Raw genomic sequence first — 20,476 nt, 5'->3', positions numbered from 1 at the left:
TGGCCGCCGCTTCGCTCGGCGCTCGCCACGCCGGTCGGCAGGCCGAACGCATTGCCTCGAGGTCCGTAATAGTTCCTTTTTCTCGCTGCCGGCGAAGCGGATCAGTATGCTGCGGCCACTTCTCGGAGGGCGGCTCGGATGCGTGTGCTTCGGACTTGGCTGGTCGGTCTCGGCGCGGGGATATTCCTCGCCGCGGGGTTGGCCTTAGCAGGAGATCCGGCCATCGAATATCCCGAGTGCTACCGCACGGCGACCCCCGCCGACCTGGAAGGCGCCAAGGGGGCGCACAAGGCCGCCACCCAGTTCTACGAGCGCGCTGACTACGATCGCGCCATCCAGTACTGGAAGGACGCTTACCAGCTCGACTGCTCGGCGCACGGCGTGCTGATCAACATTGCCAACGCCTACGAGAAGAAGGGCGAGCGGGCCGAGGCGGTCACGGCGCTGGAGACCTACCTGGCTCGCACGCCGGACGCGAGCGACGCGCAGACGATCCAGGACAAGATCCAGAACCTCAAGAACGCCCTCCGGCCGGCGCCGAGCGCCAGCGCGAGCGCGTCCGCGTCGGCGCCGGCGGTGCTCCCGACGGCCCCCACCGCCTCGGCGATCCCGGAGCGCCCCAAGGAGGAGCCTCCGCCGCAGCCTCCTTACGGCTATTCACCGTGGGTCGCGACGGGCGCTGGGGTCGTCACGCTGCTGGTCGGCGGGATCTTGACCTCGAGCGGCTTCGCGGACATTGGCGCCGCCGAGGACCGTTGCCCGTCGCGCAAGGGCTGCACGGAAAAGGTGGCCGAGCGGGGCAATCAGGGGCGCACGCACGCGACGGTCGGCGGCGTGCTGCTCGGGTTGGGCGCCGCCGGCGTCGCCGGTGGCCTCATCTGGGAGCTCGGGTTCAACCAGCCCTGGCCCAGCAAGATCCAGCTGACCCCGGTCGCTGGACCGGGCGCGGCCGGGCTCGGCATGGCCGGCCGCTTCTGAGGGCCGGCTTCCTGACCACCCGCTGCCTTTCGCCGGGCGCGACGGCGACGTCGTCGGGCGCCCCGGCCGCACGGGACGGCGGGGCGGCAGAGGCTGGCAAGCGAGCGCCGCCTCGCGAGCGAGCGCTCACCGGCGCATCGTCTACTCTCCTGTCGTGCGTCTCAGCTCCTACGCCTGCTCGCCCCTGACACGGCGCCGCCTGCACAGGATCGCGCTCCCCTGCGCGCTGCTCGCCGCGCTCACGGGTACGATGACGGCTGTGCTCGCCCATGGCGACGCCCCTGCGCCCGCGATCTCGCGGGTCGGCCGTCTGCTCGTGCCCACGGCCGTCGCGGCGCCCGCCGATCCCTCCGCGCCACCCAGCGTCGCGATCCTCGCGACGCCTCCGGGGGCGGCCCGGACCACGCTCCACATCGCGCCGATCGGCGGAGCCAAGGCCGGTCCCGCGCTCGCCACGCTCCGGCACCTGAGCGACGCCGTGGTCCGCGCCCGCGTCGTCCCGAGAACGCGGCTCGTGGTCGCGACCGCCGAGACGAGCCCGTCCAGCGACCGCTCGTTCAACGCGAGCCTCTTCCGGATCCAGCCGGGCGCAGAGCCCGTCGCGCTCTGCGACGGCGTGGTCCACGCGAGCCGCCCGCTCGTCACCGCCGACGGGCGCGTCTTCGTCTCGCGCGGCGTCGCCGGCCCGGAGCCGCAGCCCGACAACGAGCCCGCGCAGCTCCGGGTCGACGCGCTCACCATCGACGAGGTCGACCTCGCCACCGGCGCGATCCGCACCGTGCACCGACACACCGGCCACCTCGCCTTCCTCGCCGGCGCGTGGAACGGCGAGCTCGTCCTCTACCGCGTCTCCCCGGCGTCGGCCGACATCGTCCTCGTGGACCCCGACTCCGGCGCGACGCGGGTGATCGCCCCGTCGATCCCGCCGTTCGCGCGCGATTTCTCGATCGACGCCGCGGTGGGCGCGCTCGTGTTCCAGGAGCGGCACGAGACCGACCCCGGCCTGTGGGTCATCGATCGGCTCGACCTCGCCCGGGGCAAGCGCACCCGGCTCGAGGCGAGCGCGAGCCACGCCCTCGCCCCGTACGCCTGGCCGGGCGGCGGGATCGCGTACACGCCCGAGCGCGCCACCGGCTTGTTCGTCGTCGGCGCGCGCGCCGCGGTCCGCAGCCCGCTCGGCCCCGGCATCGACGTCATCCAGGCCGTCTCGCAGGACGCGGCGTGGGTGGCGGCGCTGCACGCGAAGCCGTCCGCGTTCGCCGTCCCCTTCGCGATCCGGGTGGAGAGCGGCGAGGTCGCCGCGATCCCTGCGCCACCCGGAGCGCGCATCGCGGTCGCCGGCTTCACCGCCGCGAAGGAGGAGCCGTGACGGGCCGCCTTCTCCTGGTCCCGGCGGCGCTCTCCGCGGCCGCGCTGGTCGCGCCGGCCGCGCGCGCCGCGTACTGCCCCTGCTTCACCGCGTCGAGCGCGTACAACGATCGCGGCTGCGCGATCGAGGCCGTGCCCGGGATCAACCCCTCCGTCGCGGAGTGGAACGCCATCTTCGACCGCGTCTCGCGGGGCCCCGAGGCCTGGGGCGACGCCGGACCGCCGGCCTTCAACCTCGGTCAGGGCTGCGATCTGCCCGAGGCGCGGCGCGACGTTCCCGCCACGTTCCCCTGCGAGCTGCTCAAGGCGATCGCCATGCAGGAGTCGGGGTGGCAGCAGTTCTGCGCGCCGGACCGGCCCATGGATCAGGCGGGGGAGAGCTCGCGGACGATCATCTCCTTCGACTGCGGCTACGGCGCCTCGCAGATCACGAGCGGCATGCGGCGCGGCGACAGCCCGGATTTCGATCCGCGCCGCGTGGCCGCGGAGCCGACCTACAACGCGGCCACCGGCACCCAGATCCTGGCCTCGAAGTGGAGGGCCACGCGCTGCGTCGGCGACCGGCAACCCGCGTTCATCGAGCACTGGTACAGCGCCGTCTGGGCCTACAACGGGCTCGCGTACGTCAACAACCCGAACAACCCCAACTACGACGCGGGGCGCGGCGTCTACGACCCGGCGATCGGCGGCGCCGCTCCGTACCAGGAGCGGGTGTTCGGCTGGATGGAGCACACCGGGGGGCGCTGGGAGAGGACAGAGGCCGCCTACCCTGACCTCGGCGAGATCGGCGGCACAGGCGCGCCGCCCGCGCTCTCGGATCCCCGCTGCGCGTCGCCGACGGACTGCACGCGCAAACGTCCCCTCCATCTCACGCGCTGCGCGGACGAAGGCGGCGAGACGGGCGGCGGCGGCGCAGGCGGCGATGGCGGCGCTGGCAGCGGAGGCGGAAAAGACGGGAGCGGCGGTGAAGGCGGCGGCACGGGCGGCCGCGGCGGCACGGGCGGCCGCGGCGGCACGGGCGGCCGCGGCGGCGCAGGCGGGAACGGCGGCGACGCCGGAGACGCCGGCGGCGCGCCCATCACGACCGCAGGCCACGGAGGCGCTGGAGGCCCGCTGGGCAACGACGACGACCATGACGACGAGACGACGGTCGGCATCTACGGCCGATGCTCCTGCGACGCGCCCGGGAACGGCGCAGCCGCGGGTGCGGCGTCCTGGCTCTCGCTCGGCGCCGGGGCGCTCGCGGTCGCATCGCGCCGGAGGCTTCCGAGGCGACGCCGCGCCGACTAACCTCGCCATCCATGCCTCCTCCGCTGGGATCCGACGAGCACATCGCGGCGTGGGCTGCCCGGCGCGGCCTCGCCTTCACCGCGCGCCCTGACGAGGCCTGGTTCCGCCGCTGGGAGCCCTACGACACGATCGCGCCGCCCTCCGCGTACCTCTTCGCGTGCACGTGGACGGCGAACCCCGGGCACGCGGTGATCGCCGAGCCCTGGTACGCCGAGGGCGAAGCCGAGCCCCTCGAGCGGACGCTGCTCGGCTTCGCGGCGCACCCGGCGCTCCAGCGCCGCGCCTCGATGCGTGTCGGCGAGCATTTCCTGACGCGCGTCGCCTTCATCGAGAGCGCTCCCCCGCCCCGGGTCACCCTCGACGATGCGCTTTGGGACGCCCACGTGACGACCTTCGCCGCCTCCCAGCGCGAGGCCGCAGGCGCGTTCCATCCGCGGCTGCGCAAGCTCCTCGCCCGCCGCGGTTTCCAGGGGCACATCGAGCTCCGCCCCGGCGGCCTCGTGGTCCACTGCGCCGGCCTGCGGCCCATCGCGGAGCACTACGAGCGGCTGCTCGGCGTCGTGCGCGAGCTCGTCAACGCGGCGATCCCCAGCGCCTGAGCGCGCACGAACGCGGCGATCGGGACGCCCGCGAGCCCCCGCAGGGGCGGGGCCGGCCAGGCCCGCTGGCCAGCCCTGTCGACGCGTCCGCGGCGCCGTTCTAGGCTCACCGACCATGGCCAAGGTCCTGGTCGTCGAGGATGAGCCGGCCATCGCCGAGTCGATCGCCTACTTCCTGCGCCGCGACGGGTTCGCGGCCACCGTCGCCACCACGCTCGCGGCCGCGGAGCGGGAGATCGACAACGCCGACCTCATCATCCTCGATCTCATGCTCCCCGACGGCAGCGGCTTCGACCTGATCGGGCAGGCCCGGCGGAGCGCGGCGCGCGCCGCGATCATCGTCCTGTCGAGCCGCGACAGCGAGGCCGACCGCGTCGCCGCGCTCGAGACCGGCGCCGACGACTACGTGACCAAGCCGTTCTCCCCCCGGGAGATCGTGGCGCGGGTGCGGGCCGTCCTGCGCCGCGCCGCGCGGCCCTCGCCGTCCGCCGGCGCGCCGGCGCCGCTGCCGCTCGTTGTCGACGAGGCCACGCGGCGCGCGTACGTGAGCGGCCAGAAGGTCGACCTCACCCGCGTCGAGTTCGATCTGCTCGCCTGCATGCTCGCCGCGCCGGGCAGGGTCTTCACGCGCGCGCAGCTCATCGATCGCGTCTGGGGCGACGGGTTCGCGATCACCGACCGGACCATCGACTCGCACGTGAAGGGGCTCCGCAAGAAGGTCGTCGAGGCCGGCGGCGACGCCGACCTCATCGAGACGGTGCGCGGCGTCGGCTACCGCGTCGCGGACAAGCCGGGCCCCGCGGAAGGCGGAGGCTGACGGGTGCTGCGCCTCGTCGTCACCGCGGCGGCGGCGGTCTCGCTCATCCTGCTCGTCGCGCTGTTCGCCTCCCGCCTCGTCCGCGCCCGGACGGCGGGGATGAGCATCCGGATGCAGATCTTCATCGCGCTCGGCGGCATCGTCGGCGCGTTCGCGTTCGGGCTCGGGCTGCTCGTCATCGATCGCATCGAGGCGCGCGCGACCCTGCTCGCCGAGGGCAGCGCGCGCGACGAGGCGGCCGCGTTCGCCGCCGTGGCCGCGATGGAGATGGAGGTACGCGGCGTCGATCTCGCGGCGGTGCGCGCGCTCGACGGCGAGGCCGAGGGCCCGACCGCCCAGAGCATCGCGCTGCTCGATCCCGAGGGCCGCGTGCTCCGGGCGCGCGGCGCCTCGCCGGGCGAGCCCGGGACCGTCTTCGTGACCGCGCCCATCCAGGTCCGCGGCCAGCACGTCGGCAGCGTGCAGGTCGTGAAGCCGACCATCGTGGTGCAGCGGATGGTCGCCGATTTCGCCCCGCCGATCCTCGTGCTCAGCACGGTGCTCGGCGCCGCGGCGGCGATCTCGTCGTTCCTGATCGGCCGCACCATCGCGACGCCGATCGAGGCGCTCACCGAGTTCGCGGTGCGCGTGAGCGAGGGCGAGGTGCGCGCGGCGACGCCGCCGGCGCAGGGCCGCGAGGTCCAGCGGCTGACGCGCGCCATCGACTCGATGCGGCGCCAGATCGAGGGCCGCCCCTTCGTCGAGACGTTCGCCGCGGATCTCTCGCACGAGCTCAAGAACCCCGTCGCCGCGATCCGCGCGAGCGCCGAGGTGCTCTCCGAGGGCGCGCTCGACGACGCCGACGAGGCCGCCCGCTTCGTCGCGCGCATCCGCGAGGCGACCACGCGCATCGAGGCGCTCCTCGGGGAGCTGCTGTCGCTCGCGCGCCTCGAGGCGCGCGGCGTGGAGCACGCCGCGGTGGTCGATCTGGTCGCGATCGCAGAGGCCGCCGCGGCGCGGGCGCGAGAGCGCGGCAGCCGCGTCGAGCTCGACGCGCCGAGCTCGGCGACGGTGCGCGGCGACGAGCAGTGGCTCTCGCGCGCCCTCGACAACCTGCTCGACAACGCGCGCACGCACGGCGACGCCGCGGCCCCCGTCCAGATCGCCGTGTCTCGCATGGGCGGACAGGTCGCGATCTCGATCCGCAACCGCGGCGAGATCGGGCGGCACGTCGCGGGCCGCCTTTTCCGCCGTTTCGTGACGACCCGCGCCGACCGGGGCGGCACCGGCCTGGGCCTCGCGATCGTCAAGGCGATCGCCGAGGCCCACAGCGGCTCGGCCGAATGCACCCACCGCGGGCCGCCCGAGGTCGAGTTCAAGCTCTCGCTGCCGGGGGCCTGATCCTGTGAAAGGATGAGCTCTCTCGCCATGCCGCCCCGGCGACCCTCTTGGTTTCCGGGAGGTTTCCTCGGTTTGACAGCGCACTGGATCGGTGGTGCGAAGGCGCGGCGGCGGTCTTCGGCGAGCGGGCTGGAGAGCTCGCGCACCCGTCAGCGAGCAGAGCGTCTTGAGCTCTCCCGCGCCATCCTCCACAGAACCTCCACAATCGCATCACCGTCGGCCCCCCCACCGCGCCCATGCTCGGCGCAGAGTCTTTCGTCGTCCCCACCCAGGAAAGCCCATGACGTCCAGCAATCTCCCCAAGCACGTCGCGATCATCCTCGATGGCAATGGCCGCTGGGCGGCGGCGCGGGGGCTCCCCCGCATGCAGGGGCACCAGCACGGAGCGCAGGCCGTGCGCCTCTCGGTCCGTGCTTGCCGCGATCGCGGCATCCCGTACCTCACGCTCTACGCGTTCAGCGTGGCGAACTGGTCGAGGCCCAAGGACGAGATCGACGCGCTGATGCGCATCTGCCAGGAGTTCGCCGAGGGGGAGCACGACGAGCTGATCCGTCGAGGGATCGCGGTCCAGGTGGTCGGCGACCTCGAGGACATCCCGACGCCGACGCGGCGCGCGATGGAGAAGCTCGTGGAGGACACCGCCGGGGGCACCGAGATGACCCTGGCGCTCGCGCTGAGCTACGGCGGTCGCCGCGACATGGCGAACGCCATGCGCGCGCTCGCGGTCCGCGCGCGGGCCGGGCTGGTCATCCCGGAGGAGATCAACGAGAAGTCGCTCCGGAACTTCCTGACGACCAGCTCGATGCCGGATCCCGATCTCATCATCCGCACCGGCGGCGAGAAGCGCCTCAGCGACTTCCTGCTCTTCGAGGCCGCGTACGCGGAGCTGTTCTTCACCGACACGCTCTGGCCCGATTTCACCGAGGCGACCTTCGACGAGGCGGTCGCGACCTACTGCCGGCGACAGCGGCGTTACGGCCGGACCGGCGAGCAGGTCCGCCGCCTGGCCGCGTCGACCTGAGCGGACCTCGCCGGGGCGCTCCCCGCGCCCACGGCACCGGTGATGCCTGTAACGCTCGCAACGCTTGTAACGCTCGATTCCGCGTCCGCGATGCAGTACGAGAGATGCGCTTGTCGTCCAAGCGCCCGTAGCTCAGCTGGATAGAGCAGCGGCCTTCTAAGCCGCGGGTCGCAGGTTCGAATCCTGCCGGGCGTGCCCAACGTCCTCGGAGCGTCGCTTGACGGTGCTGCCCGGCGCGGACCACCATGTCCCTGACGCCATGGACAAGAGGGTCGTGCTCGTGCTGGGCGGTCTGGTGCTGGGCGCGGCCGTCGCGCTCGCGGCGGGGCGGGTGCGCGCCCAGGGGCTCACGCCGAGCGTCCCCCCACCGCGGTGGGATCAGGACTGCGAGCAGGCGCACGGCGTGGACGAGGCGCGCGCCATCGCGAAGGCGCGGGGCGAGGGCGGCTGGGAGCTCGTGGCGCTCGACGCCGGCGTGATGTGCTTCAAGCGACCGGTCCCGGCGCCTCCGAAGCCGGCAGACCCCTGGCCGGGCTACTGACGCACCGCCGCTCCCCTGCCCGCCGTTCGAGGCGGAGGAGCGCGCATGGCGGCGCAGCGACGGCCCTTCTCGGCCCGCGCGCTGCGTGTCAGCGTTCGGCATGATCGAACTCGGCGATCGGCGCTATGCGCTGCCCGCGCGCAAGACGGTGGTGTTCTGCGTCGACGGGTGCGGGCCGGAGTACCTCGACCAGGCGCTCGCGGACGGGCTGATGCCGCGGCTCGCGGGCACGCTCGCCGCCGGCGGCCTGTACGTGCGCGGTCGAGGCCAGGTCCCGAGCTTCACGAACCCGAACAACGTGTCGATCGTCACCGGCCAGCCGGCGCGCGTGCACGGCATCTCGGGCAACTATTACCTCGACGCCGCCACGGGGGAGGAGGTGCCGATGAACGATCCTCGGTTCCTGCGCGTCCCGACGCTCTTCGAGAAGATGGAGCAGGCGGGCGTCAGGACCCTCTGCGTCACGGCCAAGGACAAGCTCCGCGCGCTCCTCGGCGCCTGCCGCGAGGGGGGCCCTCGCCCGATCTCGCTGTCGGCGGAGAAGGCGCACGAGCAGGCGATCCCGGAGCACGGGATCGGCTCGATCACCGCCGCGGTAGGCCGCGAGAACCCGTCGATCTACGACTGGGACATCTCCCACTACGCCATGGAGATGGGCCTCGCGCTGCACGAGCGGCTCTCGGCCACGCTGCTCTACGTGTCGCTGACCGACTACGTGCAGCACAAGGAGCCGCCGCGCGGGCCGATGTCCGATCGGTTCTACGCCCGCTTCGACGCCCTCTTCGGCGAGTACCTCGACGCCGGCTTCGTCTGCGGCATCACCGCGGATCACGGCATGAACGACAAGACCGCGTCGGACGGCTCGCCGAACGTGCGCTACCTGGACGACGCGCTGCGCGAGGCCGGCCTCTCGGGCTTCCGCGTGCTCCTGCCGATCACCGACCCGTACGTCGTGCACCACGGCGCGCTCGGGTCGTACGCGACCGTGTACCTCGGCGCGCCGGACGACGGCGCGCGCGCCGCGCAGGTCCTCGATCGGCTCCCGGGCGTGGAGCTCGTCCTGACCCGGGAGGAGGCCGCGCGGCGCTTCGCGCTGCCGCCGGATCGGATCGGCGACCTCGTGGTCCTCGGCGATCGGAGCACGGTGCTCGGCAAGAGCGCGGCCTACCACGACCTCTCCGCCGTGCAGCGCGGGCTCAGGTCCCACGGCGGCCTGCACGAGGCGGAGGTGCCGATCCTCGCGAGCCACCCGCTCCGGCCCGGGGAGCGCGCCTGGCTCCTCGGCGCGGAAGCGGCCAAGGCGGACGCGGGCGCCGCGCACGGCCGGCCGAGCGCGCTGTCGAACGCGGACGTCTTCGATCTGGTGCTCAACCGACTCTCGACCGCCATGGCCTAGCGCCGACGATCGAGCGCCTGAAGGGGGGACAGGGATGGGCTCGATGCTCTCAATCGATCGACCAGCGTTCCATTTTCCGTGCCTGATCGGGGGAAGACCGGTGAGCCGGGACGAGGTCATCCTCGTGCGCTACCCGTTCACGGGCGAGGTGATCGGCAGCGTGCCGAGGCTCGACGAGGGGGCGGTGCTGGAGGCGCTCGCGAGCGTGTCCTCCGGCCCGCCGCGGCTCTCTCGCCACGAGCGCAGCGAGATCCTGCTCCGCGCCGCGGCGCACATCGAGGCGCAGGCGGGGGCGGTGGCGCGGCTCATCACGTGGGAGAGCGGGCTCTGCCTCAAGGACACGGCCTACGAGGTGCGGCGCGCGCTCGACGTGCTCCGCTTCTCCGCGTACGAGGCGCTCCGCGACGACGGCCAGTGCCTCGCGTTCGACATCTCGGCGAACGGCAAGCCCCGGCGGGGGTACACGCTGCGCGAGCCGCTCCGCCTGGTGACGGCGATCACCCCGTTCAACCACCCGCTCAACCAGGTCGCCCACAAGGTCGCGCCGAGCGTCGCGAGCGGCAGCTCCATGGTGCTCAAGCCGTCGGAGAAGACGCCCCTCTCCGCGATCTACCTCGCGTCGGTGCTGCACGAGTCGGGGCTGCCGCCGGGCATGCTCAGCGTCGTGACCGGCGATCCGGCGGAGATCGGGCGCGCGCTCGTGACCCACCCCGCCGTGGAGCTCGTGAGCTTCACCGGCGGGGTCGAGATCGGCAAGCGCATCGCCGGCCTGCTCGGCTACCGGCGCGCGGTGCTCGAGCTCGGCGGCAACGACCCGCTCATCGTGCTCGACGACGCGGATCTCGACGAGGCCGTGCGGCTCGCGGCGTACGGCTGTTACAGGAACTCGGGGCAGCGCTGCACGGCGGTGAAGCGGCTCATCGTGAGCGAGCGCGTCGCCGACGAGCTCGCCGGCCGCCTCGCCGCCGCGTCGGCGCAGATCAAGGTGGGCGATCCGCTCGATCCGGCGACGGACATGGGGACGGTGATCTCCGAGGCCGCGGCGCGGCAGCTCGAGGCCGCGGCCGAGGACACGCTCGCGCGCGGCGCCCGGCTGCTGTTCGGGAACGAGCGCCGCGGGGCCCTGTACGGCCCCACCGTGATGGATCATGTCCCGCGGGACGCCCCCTCCGTGCAGCACGAGACCTTCGGCCCGCACGCGCCCATCCTGCGGGTGAGGGACATCGACGAGGCGATCGCCGTGGCGAACGGGACGAGCTACGGCCTCTCCGCCGGCGTCTGCACGAACGACCTGCGGCGCGTCCACAGGCTCGTGCGGGAGCTCCGCTGCGGCACGGTGAACGTGCGCGAGGTGCCGGGGTACCGGTCCGAGCTGTCGCCGTTCGGGGGGATCAAGGACAGCGGCATCGGGGTCAAGGAGGGCGTCGTCGAGGCGATGAAGGCGATGACCAACGTGAAGCTCTACACGGTCCCCTGGGAGTGAGGGGGCGCCGGCGCTTCCCCGTACCGCCTCGGCGCGCGCCGTTGTAAGCGGATCGGCATGAGCGGAGAGCCCCTATCGGAGCGAGAGTTCGACGACGTGGCCGATCGGTCGCTGCGCGCGCTGGATCGAGCGATCAACGAGATCCCCGACGGCGTCGAGGCCGACCTGCAGAGCGGCATCCTCACCCTGGAGTTCGAGGACGGCATCAAGTACGTCGTCAACAGCCACCGCGCGGCGCGGCAGATCTGGATGGCCGCCGAGCGGGCCGCGTGGCACTTCGACTACCGGCCGTCCGAGGACCGCTGGGTGGCCCAGAAGTCGGGCGAAGAGCTCTGGAGCACGCTCGAGGCCGTGCTGTCCCGGAAGCTCGGCCGCGCCGTGAAGCTCGCTCGCTGAGCCGCGCGGCCCGCGGGGCGAGGTGCATCACAGGGCGAAGCGGACGCCGAGCCCTCCGAGCAGGCCGGTCACGGAGGCGCCGACCCGGAGGTCGAAGGCGACGCGGTCCCACGGGCGAAGGGCGAGCCCGATTTCGGGCAGGACGAGCCACGGATAGACGAGCGGCCGCAGGCCTTGAGGCCGCCCCTTGGGACGGGTGAACCAGCTCGGCTCGACGTAGCCAGGGTAGTGATCCGCGTCGTAATCGAGCTGGTTGCAGTACCGGAAGCTCCCGACCGGGTTGTTGGGTCCGCGGCATTTCACATAGCGGTACGGGTCCCCCGGCACGAACGAGCCCGGGTCGCCGGGCACCGCGTCGCCGGGATATGCCTGGGTCCGGTAGAGGTCGCCCATGAACGTCCAGCCCACGCCAAGGCCGGCCCCGACGCGGAAGGCGAACAGCTCGTCCCGATCGAGCGGGATGTTCCAGACCAGTCGGACGCCCGCCTGGAGCGCCTGGAGATCGCTCTCGACGATCTCGTAGTCGGTGTCCGGGTGTCCCTTCGGCTTGAACGGCGTCTCGTCCATCCAGAAGCGCGCGTAGGCGACCGAGAACACGAGATCGAACCGCCGCCCGAGCCGCGTGGACAGCGAGATGTCTCCGCCGGGGACGAGGACGTCCCGCCCCCCTTCTCCGAGGAGCCCGAACATGAGCTGAGGGATGAAGAAGCCCTGGAAGCCTGCGCCGAGCCACACGTCGCGCTGCCTGCGCGGGCTGGGCGGCGTGGGCTCGGGCATCTCGACGGCGGGCTTCGGCCTCTCGTCGGGGCCCGTCGCGACGCGCGGCGTGTCCTCGGCCGGCTTCTCGGCGGCGCGAGGCGGCTTCTTCTCCGGCGGCTTCTTCGCGACAGGCTTCTTCGGCGGCTTCTTCTCCGGCGGCTTCTTCGCGACAGGCTTCTTCGGCGGCTTCTTCTCCGGCGGCTTCTTCTCCGGCGGCTTCTTCTCCGGCGGCTTCTTCTCCGGCGGCTTCTTCGCGACAGGCTTCTCCGGCGGCTTCTTCTCCGGCGGCTTCTCCGCGACAGGCTTCTCCGGCGGCTTCTTCCCCCCGGGCTTCGGCTTGAGGCGGAGCTTGATCTCGCGCCGCTGCTTCTCCTTCAGCGTGACCTTCTGCGACGTCTCCTCGTGGCCCTCGGCCCTGACGACGATCACCAGCACCTCGCCCGGATCGAACCGGTGCGGCGCCGACGGCTCGCTGATCACCTCGCCGTCGATCTCGACCACCAGCCCTTCGTACGGCTCCGCCGGCGTGACGACGAGCGTCGGGATGCGCACATCGAGCTGAGCTGCCTTCTTCTTGGCCGATGTGATGGCCGCGACATCCCGCGCGTTGTAGCCGGGCGCCTTCTTCTCGCTCGCGACCTTGTGATAGATGTCGCTGGCCTTCAGCAGATCGCCCTGCTTGACGTAGCAGTCGGCGAGCGGAACCGCCGAGCTCGGGCGATGCCGCTGGCTCTCGGCGGACTCGAGCAGCGGGATCGCCCGCTTGCAGAAGCCGCCTCTGGCTGCGTTCATGCCCTGGTTCGCCTCCTTGTCGCCGGGTCCGGCGAACACCGGAGGGGCGAGCAGCACAGCCAGGAGGCCGAAGAGAGAAGCGATCGAAAGACGCAAGAGGCGCTCAGTCTACCACTGCCCCCGCGAGGCGCGCGGGACGGACCGGGCGCTGCGACGCTACGACCGCGGATGTCGCGAACGGCGCGGCCCGAGGTAAGGAACAGCGCCAGGGATCGCCCACATTGGCCCCTGCGTTGCCTGGCGGCTGGCTCGACGGAGCGAGCGGGGCCTGAACCGCCCACCGTCCGGGCAGATACCGCAGACCCCGGCGAAAGCGCGGGATCTCGTCAGGACCCAAGAGCGCTCCCCGGCGCGCCGAGCGCCGCAGACGAAAAGCTCGACGGATTCCGCTTTACACCTTCGACGCTGGCCGAGAGCCCCTGTAAGCTCCCCCGGAATGGCTTCCGGCGCAGGTATCGAAGGACCGCACGGGCTGGGCGAGAGCACCAGCGCAGAGGGATCGGGCGGCGGTGTTTTGTCCGGGCCCGTGCGACGCACATTGAAGGCAGGCGAGATCCCGAACACGCTGATCGAGTGCACGCACTCGGTCGAGTGCGCGGGCTGTCCGCTCATCGCGGGTGATTACGCGGAGCAGCTCGGCACCAAGCGTGCTCGGGTCGTGTCCGCAGCCGCGCACTACCCATCGCTCGGGCTGCTCCAGACGAGCTCGGTCATCCCGGCCGATCCGATCACCGGCTATCGCGGTCGAGCGAAGCTCATCGTCGCCCCCTCCGGCGCGATCGGGCTGTACGGCCGCACGGGACATCACGAGGTCGTCGACATCCCGGGCTGCCGGGTCCTCACCCCGGCCCTCGCCGCGGTCACCTCGCGGCTGCGCGAGCTGATCGCGTCGCCGCCGCCGGAGGTCCGGCCGCTGCTCCTCCCGTACGACCCGGCGAGGGGCGGCGTGCTCCGCGCCCTCGATCTGCGCGAGGTCCACCTCGCGCCCGGGACGCCGCTCTTCGCGGAGGTGGGAGCGACAGAGGACAACCCGGCGTTCGTGCTTGTCACGTTCGTCCTGCAGCGCGAGCGCGCGTGCACGCGCGACGAGCTGCGGGAGGCCGGCCGCGCCATCCGCCCGATGCTCCCGCGCGTCATCGGCGTCGCGGCGAACTTCCACGACGCGGAGGCGCCGCAGATCCTCGGGCCCGAGACGATCGTGCTCGACGGCACCGCGCACGCGGAGGACCGGATCGGGCAGACCTACCACATCGCCGCGTTCGGCTCGTTCGTGCAGGCGCACCGCGCGCAGGCCGCGCGCGTGCACGCCCTCCTGCTCCGCGAGATCGCGTCGCTCGAGAACGACGGGCCCGTCATCGAGGGGGAAGCCGCGCTCGGCCCCGCCTCCCGGCGCAAGGAGCCGCCGCGCATCCTCGATCTGTACGGCGGCTCGGGCGCGATCTCGCTCGCCCTCGCGCAGGGCGGCAACCGGGTCCTGATGGTCGAGTCCTTCGCGCCCGCGGCGGCGAACGCCCGCGCCGCGGCCGAGGCCCAGGGCCTCAGCCAGCGCGTGGAGGTGCGCACCGGCGACGTCGCGGAGATCGTCAGCTCCCTCGTCAACAGCTCGGAGAAGTTCGACGGCATCGTGGTGAACCCGCCGCGCCGCGGCGTCTCCCCGACGGCGCGCGAGGCGATCGCGCGCCTCGGCGCGCCGCTGCTCGTCTACGTCTCGTGTGATCCCGACACGCTCGCGCGCGACCTCGATCACTTCTGCCGCCTCGGGTACTCGTCGACGGAGCTCACGCCGCTCGACATGATCCCGCTCACGGAGGAGATCGAGACGATCGCCGCCCTCCGCCGGACGCCCCCGCCGGCGCCGAAGGTCATCTACGACGACGACGGCGTGCTGGTCGTCGAGAAGGGCCCCCACGAGCCGGTGGCCACGCAGCCGGAGTACCTCGGCTCGCTGCTCGCCCGGTGCGCCCGCATCCCGGGCAGCACGACGACGCCCATCATCGTGCACCCGCTGGATCCGGGCACGAGCGGCCTGGTCATGCTCGCGCGGAGCGAGGAGGCGGCCGCGCGCTGGGGCGAGGCGCTCGCGAAGACGGGGCGCCTCATCTACCTCGCCGCGGCCAAGGGCGTCACGCCGGGCAAGGGCGCGATCACCCGCGATCTCCGCGAAGGGACGCGCACCTACACGGCGCGCACGCGGTACCGCCGCCTCGCGGTCGCCTCGGGCCACTCGATCCTCCGCGTCATCCCGGACGGCGGGCGCACGCACCAGATCCGGCGGCACCTCGCCGCGATCGGGCACCCGATCCTCGGCGACGAGCGCTACGGTCACGTGCCCACGAACCGGTATTTCGAGGAGAAGCACGGGCTCGATCGCTCGTTCGTGCACCTCGTGCGCATCGAGATCGAGCACCCCCGCACCGGGGTGAAGATGATCATCGAGTCGACGCTGCCCGGCGATCTGCGCTCCGCGCTGGAGCGCTCGACCGGCCCCTCGGTCCTGCGCTTCCTCGAGCAGAAGCACGCCCTCGGCGAGCAGCGCGCCGTGCCCGTGCTGACGACCGCGAGCGACGAGCCCGCGCCGAGCAGCAGGATGATCCCGCTCCGCCCCGAGGACGCGGAGTCCGCGCCTCCTCCCTCCATCCGCAGCCCCGGGCCCATCTCGATCCGCGTCCCAGATCTGGACGAGTCGCCCCGGACCATGCGGCACCCCATCATCTCGACCGGCGACGAGGACTGAGCGGCGCGCGCGCCGTGTGGATCGGCCGCCCCGGCGAGGCGGGTCCGCTCCTGTGCCCGCCCCGCCCACCTTGGTGCGATGCGCTGCGAGCGGATCTGGTAGGCTTACCGGCCGCATGTCCACGTTTCCAGAAGACCGCCCTCGCATCCTCGTCGTGGACGACGAGAAGGTGATCCGCGACATGCTGGCCGACTTCCTCGGCATGGAGGGCTACTACGTCCGCACGGCGGAGGACGGCTCCAGCGCGCTGAACGAGCTCACGAAGGGTCACTACGATCTCGTGATCAGCGATCTCAAGATGCCGCGCATGGGCGGCATCGCGCTGCTGGACGAGATCGGCAAGACGGCGCCGAACGCGCTCACGGTCATCATGACGGGCTTCGGCACCGTCGAGACCGCGATCGACGCGATGAAGCGCGGCGCCTACGACTACGTGCTCAAGCCGTTCAAGCTGGACGAGGTGGTGCACGTCGTCCAGCGCGGGATCGAGAAGCAACGGATGGCCGCCGAGAACATCCGGCTGCGCGAGGCGGTGTCGCTCTACAAGGTGAGCGAGGCCATCGCGGCCAGCCTCTCGCTCGACCAGGTGCTGGAGACCGTCGCGGACAGCTGCCTCCACGAGGTGTGCGGCGATCTCATCTCGACCTGGCTCGACGACGGCGAGGGCGGCTTCTTCGAGCGCCAGCACCTCCGCGGCCCGTCCATGCCGGCGGGCGCCGACCTCGGGCGGCTCGACCCCGCGCTCGTGCTCGAGCACTTCCGCCCCGACGCGCAGCTGCTCGAGCAGGGAATGAAGGGGCTCAGGTTCTTCGCGGCGGAGCCGGCGCTCCCGCTCCAGTCGCTCGTCGCCGTGCCGCTCCGCATCCAGAAGCGGTTCATGGGCTTCCTCGCCGTCGCGTCGTTCACGCGGACGAGGCGCTTCGACGAGGGGCAGCGCAAGCTGCTCAGCATCATCGGCTCGCGCGCCGCCGCGGCGATCGAGAACGCGCGCCTTTACCAGGATCTCCAGGCGACGTTCCAGCAGACGATCGAGGGCCTCGCCAAGGCGATCGACAAGATGGACCGCTACACCTCGGGCCACTCGGATCGGGTCGCCGTCTACGCCGTGCTGCTGGCGCAGCGGCTCGGCCTCGGCCCGCACGAGATCGAGATCGTCCGGCAGAGCGCGCTCATGCACGACATCGGCAAGATCGGGTGCGTGCTCAACCTGAACAAGCCGGGCAAGCTCACGAACGACGAGTACGAGGTGTTCAAGCGGCACCCCGCCTACGGGCGCGACATCCTCGACCCGATCAAGTTCCTGCACCCGCTCATCCCCGGTGTGCACCTGCACCACGAGCGCTGGGACGGGCGCGGCTACCCGCTCCGGATGCGGGGCAACGAGATCCCGATCATCGCGCGCATCATCTCCGTGGCCGACACGTACGACGCCATGACGAGCGACCGCTCGTACCGCCGCGCGCTCCCCCACGAGGTCGCGGTGACCGAGATCGAGCGGTGCTCGGGCTCGCAGTTCGACCCCGAGGTCGCGGCCACCTTCACGACGCACATCGAGGCCTACCGCGAGGAGCGGCGGGCGCGGGGCGAGAAGGTCCCGGAGTAGCCATGCCGACCACCTCGCTCCGCGACCTCCTCCAGCCCGCGAACGGCCAGATGACGGCCGTCGAGGCGCCCCGGCCGAGGCGCGCGCGCGCCGTGTGGATCGGCCGGCGCCGCTACGCCCCGATCCACGATCTGCAGAAGCAGCTCGTCGAGGCGCGCGCGCAGGGGCGGATCGGCGACACGATCCTGCTCCTGGAGCACGATCCCGTGATCACGCTCGGCCCGCGAGCGAACCCCGAGAACGTGCTCCTCGACGCCCGCGCGCTGGACGAGCGCGACATCGACCTCGTCGCGACGGGGCGCGGGGGCGACGTCACCTACCACGGCCCCGGCCAGCTCGTGTGTTACCCGCTGCTCGATCTCAGGCCGGACCGCTGCGACGTGCGCAGGTACGTGCGCTCGCTCGCGGAGGTGATGATCCTGCTCGCGCGCGAGCACCACGTCGAGGGCGGCGTGGTCGACGGCATGATCGGCGTCTGGGTCGATCGCGCCGCCCCGGAGGCGTGGGGCGGCGCCGAGTGGGCGCGCGAGATCGCGAAGCTCGGCGCGATCGGCGTGCGCCTGTCGCGATGGCTCACGATGCACGGCTTCGCGTTCAACATCGCGGTGGACCTCAAGGCGTTCGAGCTGATCGTGCCCTGCGGCATCCGAGACCACGGCGTGACGTCGCTCCACCAGCTCACCGGGCGGAAGCTCACCGTCGCCGAGGTCGCCCTGGCCAGCGCGCCGCAGCTCGCCCGCGGGCTCGAGCTCGACGTCGCCTGCGTCGAGGATCTGTCGGCTGTCTCGGATCTCGCGGGCGCGCTCCTGGCCCCGGACGCCGGCGCCGCCGAGGGCCGGAGCGCGCCCTAGCCGCGCGCGCCGGCCTCCGGGGAGAGGAGCGCGCCGACGTCGCACGTCGCGCGCTCCGCGGGTGACGCCGGCTCCCGGGACGTGGGACACGCTGCGTCGCGGAGGCAGTGTCGCTCGGCCGTGCCGTGGGCTAAAAGCCGTCCCGTGTGCGCGCAGCCCACCCCACGGCCTCGTGAGCGCGACGGGAGCTCCCCGCTCCACCGCGACGCCTCGCCCGCGCGGCCGCCCTGGCGGCGGCCCCTCGCCCTGGCGCTCGCGGCGGCCGTGGCCTTGTCCGCGCTCGCTCTCCTTGGCCCTGTCGCGGCGGTCCTCGTGGGCACGCGCACCGCCGCCGCGTGCCTCGCCTCGATCGAGGCGCCGCGCGGCCCGGCGCTGCCCGACTGCAGGCCCGAGATCCGCTGGTTCGCGCTGCCCTCGCGGCTGCCCTGGACCTACAGGACGGCGAGCGCGCTGGCCGAGGAGCTCGGCGTGCGCGCAGCGGTCGCCGACTACACCGACGCCGCGGTCGGCCGGCCGGATGGCGCGGCGCTCGCCGGCGCGACCGAGGCGGTGGTGATGGCCCAGGCAACGGTCGCCGCCGGGACCGGGCGCGTCACGTTCGATGAGCTCGGGCCCGCCTGCGGCGTGCCGAGCCTCGGCCGCGAGGCGGCGAGGCTCGGCGATCGCCGCACGCTCCTCTCGCAGCCGGATCGCTGGACCGACTGGCACGTGCGCGTGCACACCCTCCGCGCGGCGCTCACCGAGGGCGACCTGCAGCGCGCGCTCGCGATCGCCAAGGGGTACGCGGCGATGGAGCCCCGCGACGAGGATCTGCGCACGACCACCGGCGCGATCCTCTGCCTCGGCGCGAGCGCCGAGGCGAAGCGCGGCATCGAGCTCCTGACGCTCACCCAGGACGACCGGGCATCGAGGCGCTACGCCGGCATGGCGCGCAACTGGGGCGAGGTCCGCGCCGTCCTCGTCGCCTGCGCCGCCCGGGTCGGCGTGGAGCCTCCGCCGATGCCAGGAGCCCCCGAGGCCGGCGTGGCCGACGCCGTGGAGGTGCGGCTCGCGCAGCGCGCCCGCCTCGCCGCCGCCCGGAAGGACGCCGCCGAGGCAACGCAGCGCGCGACGCGCGCGATCCGCGACCTGCTCGGCACCTCGGCCGCGCTCGATCCAGAGGCCCGCGGCGATCTGCTCGCCGTCGTGCTGGCGGAGGACGAGGCGCTCGACGCAGCCGAAGCCGCCGCGCTCGCGCGGCTGGACGACGATGGGGACGAGCCCGCGGCCGGAGAGGCAGGCCTCGACGGCGCCCCGGCGCGCTCGGGGCCCCGCGCGCCGACGGGGCTGCCTGCGAGCTCGCTGCGCGCGCTCGACTGGCTCCCGGAGCGCGGGCTCGCGAGGCCCGCGATCGCCGGGTCGTTGCGCGCGCGCGCCGCCGCGCGCGCCGCCGAGCTGGCCGCCGCCCCCCAGCTCTCGCCGTCCCAGGCCGACGCGCTGCGCGCCGCCGCGGGCGCGCTCGCGCTGCGCGCCGCCCGCGAGCTCGCGCTCGAAGGCGACGCGCCCCGGGCGGTCGACGCGCTGGATCGCCTTGGCCCGCTCGCCCCGGAGCTCGCGCCGGAGGCGGCCCGCGCGCTCGCGCGATCGAGCGCGTGGGCCCTCGTCGGCGAGCGCGATCGCGCGCTCGATCTCGTCGAGCGCGTCGACCTCGCCGCCGCGCCGCCCGCGCTCCGCGCGGCCGTGCTCCTGCAGCGCGCCGAGCTCCTCGCCTCGCGCGGGCGCCGGCGCGACGCCGCGCGCGCGGCCGTGCTCGCCGACGAGGAGGCCGCCGCCGCGCGCGCGGTGGACCCCGCCGGCGAGGCGATGCCTTCCCGCGCGGAGCTCGCCGAGCTCGACGCGCGATCGCGGTGGACCCGGCTCTCCCTCGCGCTCCCTCCGGGCGACTCGCCGCTCCGCCAGGGCAGCCCGCCCGCCCAGCTGCCCGCGGACCACGCCGCCGCCTGGCCGTGGGTCGGCTTCGCGAGCCTCGACGCGCCCTGGGCGCGCGACGGCCAGCCGGCGCTCTCGCGCGCGCTCGCCACCTGGAGCGCCGCGCGCGACGCGCCGCCGCCCGCGCGCCGCGCGCTCCGCTACGCCGCCCTCCGCCGGCGCGGCGACGCGCCGCCCGCGCTCGTCCCGTACGCCGCGCTGTCGGCCCAGCTGCTCGGCGACGGCGAGGGCGATCCCGAGGTGTGGCTCGACGCCTTCCTCGCGCTCGACGCCTCGCGCTTCTCGCTCCGGCGCTACGCCTTCGCCCGCGCCGAGGCGGCGCGATGGCGTGGAGATGAAGGCAGCGCGGCCGCATGGCAACGCCGGTACGACGCCCTGCGCGCCGTGGCCTCCGACCCGGACCGCGCCGAGATCGCGCGCTACCTCGGAATCTGACGCTGCTCGACGCTGCCCCGCGCGGCGTGCCCGCGAAAAACCTGGAGATCCCGCGGCCGCACACC

The 20,476-nt window shown here is 73.4% G+C and carries 16 protein-coding genes and 1 tRNA gene; 16 read left to right on the top strand and 1 reads right to left on the bottom strand.

What is annotated here, in order from left to right; genetic code table 11:
• Positions 1–198: 198 nt before the first annotated feature.
• The 12 genes from WMF11_RS14325 (at position 199) to cyaY (ending at position 11,269) form a co-directional block, all read left to right on the top strand.
• Positions 199–978, top strand: a complete 780-nt coding sequence (locus WMF11_RS14325) for a tetratricopeptide repeat protein (protein WP_437977850.1) — start codon at positions 199–201, stop codon at positions 976–978.
• Positions 979–1,132: 154 nt separating this feature from the next.
• Positions 1,133–2,347, top strand: a complete 1,215-nt coding sequence (locus WMF11_RS14320; protein ID WP_437977849.1) for a hypothetical protein — start codon at positions 1,133–1,135, stop codon at positions 2,345–2,347.
• Positions 2,344–3,636, top strand: a complete 1,293-nt coding sequence (locus tag WMF11_RS14315) for a hypothetical protein (protein WP_437977848.1) — start codon at positions 2,344–2,346, stop codon at positions 3,634–3,636. The genes WMF11_RS14320 and WMF11_RS14315 overlap by 4 nt, the downstream gene beginning before the upstream one ends.
• Positions 3,637–3,647: 11 nt before the next feature.
• Positions 3,648–4,235 carry a hypothetical protein gene (locus tag WMF11_RS14310; protein WP_437977847.1) on the top strand — a complete coding sequence of 196 codons (588 nt, stop codon included), beginning with the start codon at positions 3,648–3,650 and terminating at the stop codon, positions 4,233–4,235.
• Between the two features lie 115 nt (positions 4,236–4,350).
• Complete coding sequence (locus WMF11_RS14305) at positions 4,351–5,052, top strand: winged helix-turn-helix domain-containing protein (RefSeq protein ID WP_437552381.1); 702 nt, start codon at positions 4,351–4,353, stop codon at positions 5,050–5,052.
• Between the two features lie 3 nt (positions 5,053–5,055).
• Positions 5,056–6,432, top strand: a complete 1,377-nt coding sequence (locus tag WMF11_RS14300; protein WP_437977846.1) for a histidine kinase dimerization/phospho-acceptor domain-containing protein — start codon at positions 5,056–5,058, stop codon at positions 6,430–6,432.
• A gap of 280 nt (positions 6,433–6,712) precedes the next feature.
• Entirely contained in the window at positions 6,713–7,453 is a 741-nt protein-coding gene (uppS, locus tag WMF11_RS14295; protein ID WP_437552379.1) for a polyprenyl diphosphate synthase, read from the top strand.
• Positions 7,454–7,574: 121 nt separating this feature from the next.
• A tRNA-Arg gene (locus WMF11_RS14290) sits at positions 7,575–7,648 on the top strand.
• A gap of 64 nt (positions 7,649–7,712) precedes the next feature.
• Complete coding sequence (locus tag WMF11_RS14285) at positions 7,713–7,994, top strand: hypothetical protein (RefSeq protein ID WP_437977845.1); 282 nt, start codon at positions 7,713–7,715, stop codon at positions 7,992–7,994.
• Positions 7,995–8,094: 100 nt separating this feature from the next.
• On the top strand, positions 8,095–9,390 hold the full coding sequence (phnA, locus tag WMF11_RS14280; RefSeq protein ID WP_437908945.1) for a phosphonoacetate hydrolase: 1,296 nt from the start codon (positions 8,095–8,097) through the stop codon (positions 9,388–9,390).
• Between the two features lie 34 nt (positions 9,391–9,424).
• Positions 9,425–10,873: a phosphonoacetaldehyde dehydrogenase gene (gene phnY / locus WMF11_RS14275; RefSeq protein WP_437977844.1), complete on the top strand. Its 1,449-nt coding sequence runs from the start codon at positions 9,425–9,427 to the stop codon at positions 10,871–10,873.
• Between the two features lie 57 nt (positions 10,874–10,930).
• A complete protein-coding gene (gene cyaY, locus WMF11_RS14270; protein WP_012235181.1) occupies positions 10,931–11,269 on the top strand; it encodes an iron donor protein CyaY in 339 nt (112 codons plus the stop codon).
• A 27-nt stretch (positions 11,270–11,296) separates the two neighbouring features.
• On the opposite strand, the gene WMF11_RS14265 is transcribed toward cyaY, so the two are convergent.
• Positions 11,297–12,916: a hypothetical protein gene (locus WMF11_RS14265; RefSeq protein WP_437977843.1), complete on the bottom strand. Its 1,620-nt coding sequence runs from the start codon at positions 12,914–12,916 to the stop codon at positions 11,297–11,299.
• A 430-nt stretch (positions 12,917–13,346) separates the two neighbouring features.
• Here WMF11_RS14265 and WMF11_RS14260 point away from each other — a divergent pair, with 430 nt between their 5' ends.
• The 4 genes from WMF11_RS14260 (at position 13,347) to WMF11_RS14245 (ending at position 20,411) form a co-directional block, all read left to right on the top strand.
• Entirely contained in the window at positions 13,347–15,554 is a 2,208-nt protein-coding gene (locus WMF11_RS14260) for a pseudouridine synthase (protein WP_437908941.1), read from the top strand.
• A gap of 115 nt (positions 15,555–15,669) precedes the next feature.
• Positions 15,670–17,157: an HD domain-containing phosphohydrolase gene (locus WMF11_RS14255; protein ID WP_437908940.1), complete on the top strand. Its 1,488-nt coding sequence runs from the start codon at positions 15,670–15,672 to the stop codon at positions 17,155–17,157.
• 2 nt (positions 17,158–17,159) lie between these two features.
• A complete protein-coding gene (gene lipB / locus WMF11_RS14250) occupies positions 17,160–18,008 on the top strand; it encodes a lipoyl(octanoyl) transferase LipB (protein WP_437908939.1) in 849 nt (282 codons plus the stop codon).
• Between the two features lie 144 nt (positions 18,009–18,152).
• Positions 18,153–20,411: a hypothetical protein gene (locus tag WMF11_RS14245; RefSeq protein WP_437977842.1), complete on the top strand. Its 2,259-nt coding sequence runs from the start codon at positions 18,153–18,155 to the stop codon at positions 20,409–20,411.
• Positions 20,412–20,476 lie beyond the last annotated feature (65 nt).

The sequence above is a fragment of the Sorangium sp. So ce295 genome (assembly GCF_051527405.1).
GTDB lineage: Bacteria > Myxococcota_A > Polyangia > Polyangiales > Polyangiaceae > Sorangium > Sorangium cellulosum_B.
This window is presented reverse-complemented; position numbering and strand designations above follow the sequence as displayed.

Coding starts and splice junctions, on each gene's coding strand:
- WMF11_RS14310 (WP_437977847.1), top strand. CDS start 3,648: ATGCCTCCTCCGCTGGGATCCGACGAGCACATCGCGGCGTGGGCTGCC.
- WMF11_RS14305 (WP_437552381.1), top strand. CDS start 4,351: ATGGCCAAGGTCCTGGTCGTCGAGGATGAGCCGGCCATCGCCGAGTCG.
- uppS (WP_437552379.1), top strand. CDS start 6,713: ATGACGTCCAGCAATCTCCCCAAGCACGTCGCGATCATCCTCGATGGC.
- WMF11_RS14285 (WP_437977845.1), top strand. CDS start 7,713: ATGGACAAGAGGGTCGTGCTCGTGCTGGGCGGTCTGGTGCTGGGCGCG.
- phnA (WP_437908945.1), top strand. CDS start 8,095: ATGATCGAACTCGGCGATCGGCGCTATGCGCTGCCCGCGCGCAAGACG.
- phnY (WP_437977844.1), top strand. CDS start 9,425: ATGGGCTCGATGCTCTCAATCGATCGACCAGCGTTCCATTTTCCGTGC.
- cyaY (WP_012235181.1), top strand. CDS start 10,931: ATGAGCGGAGAGCCCCTATCGGAGCGAGAGTTCGACGACGTGGCCGAT.
- WMF11_RS14255 (WP_437908940.1), top strand. CDS start 15,670: ATGTCCACGTTTCCAGAAGACCGCCCTCGCATCCTCGTCGTGGACGAC.
- lipB (WP_437908939.1), top strand. CDS start 17,160: ATGCCGACCACCTCGCTCCGCGACCTCCTCCAGCCCGCGAACGGCCAG.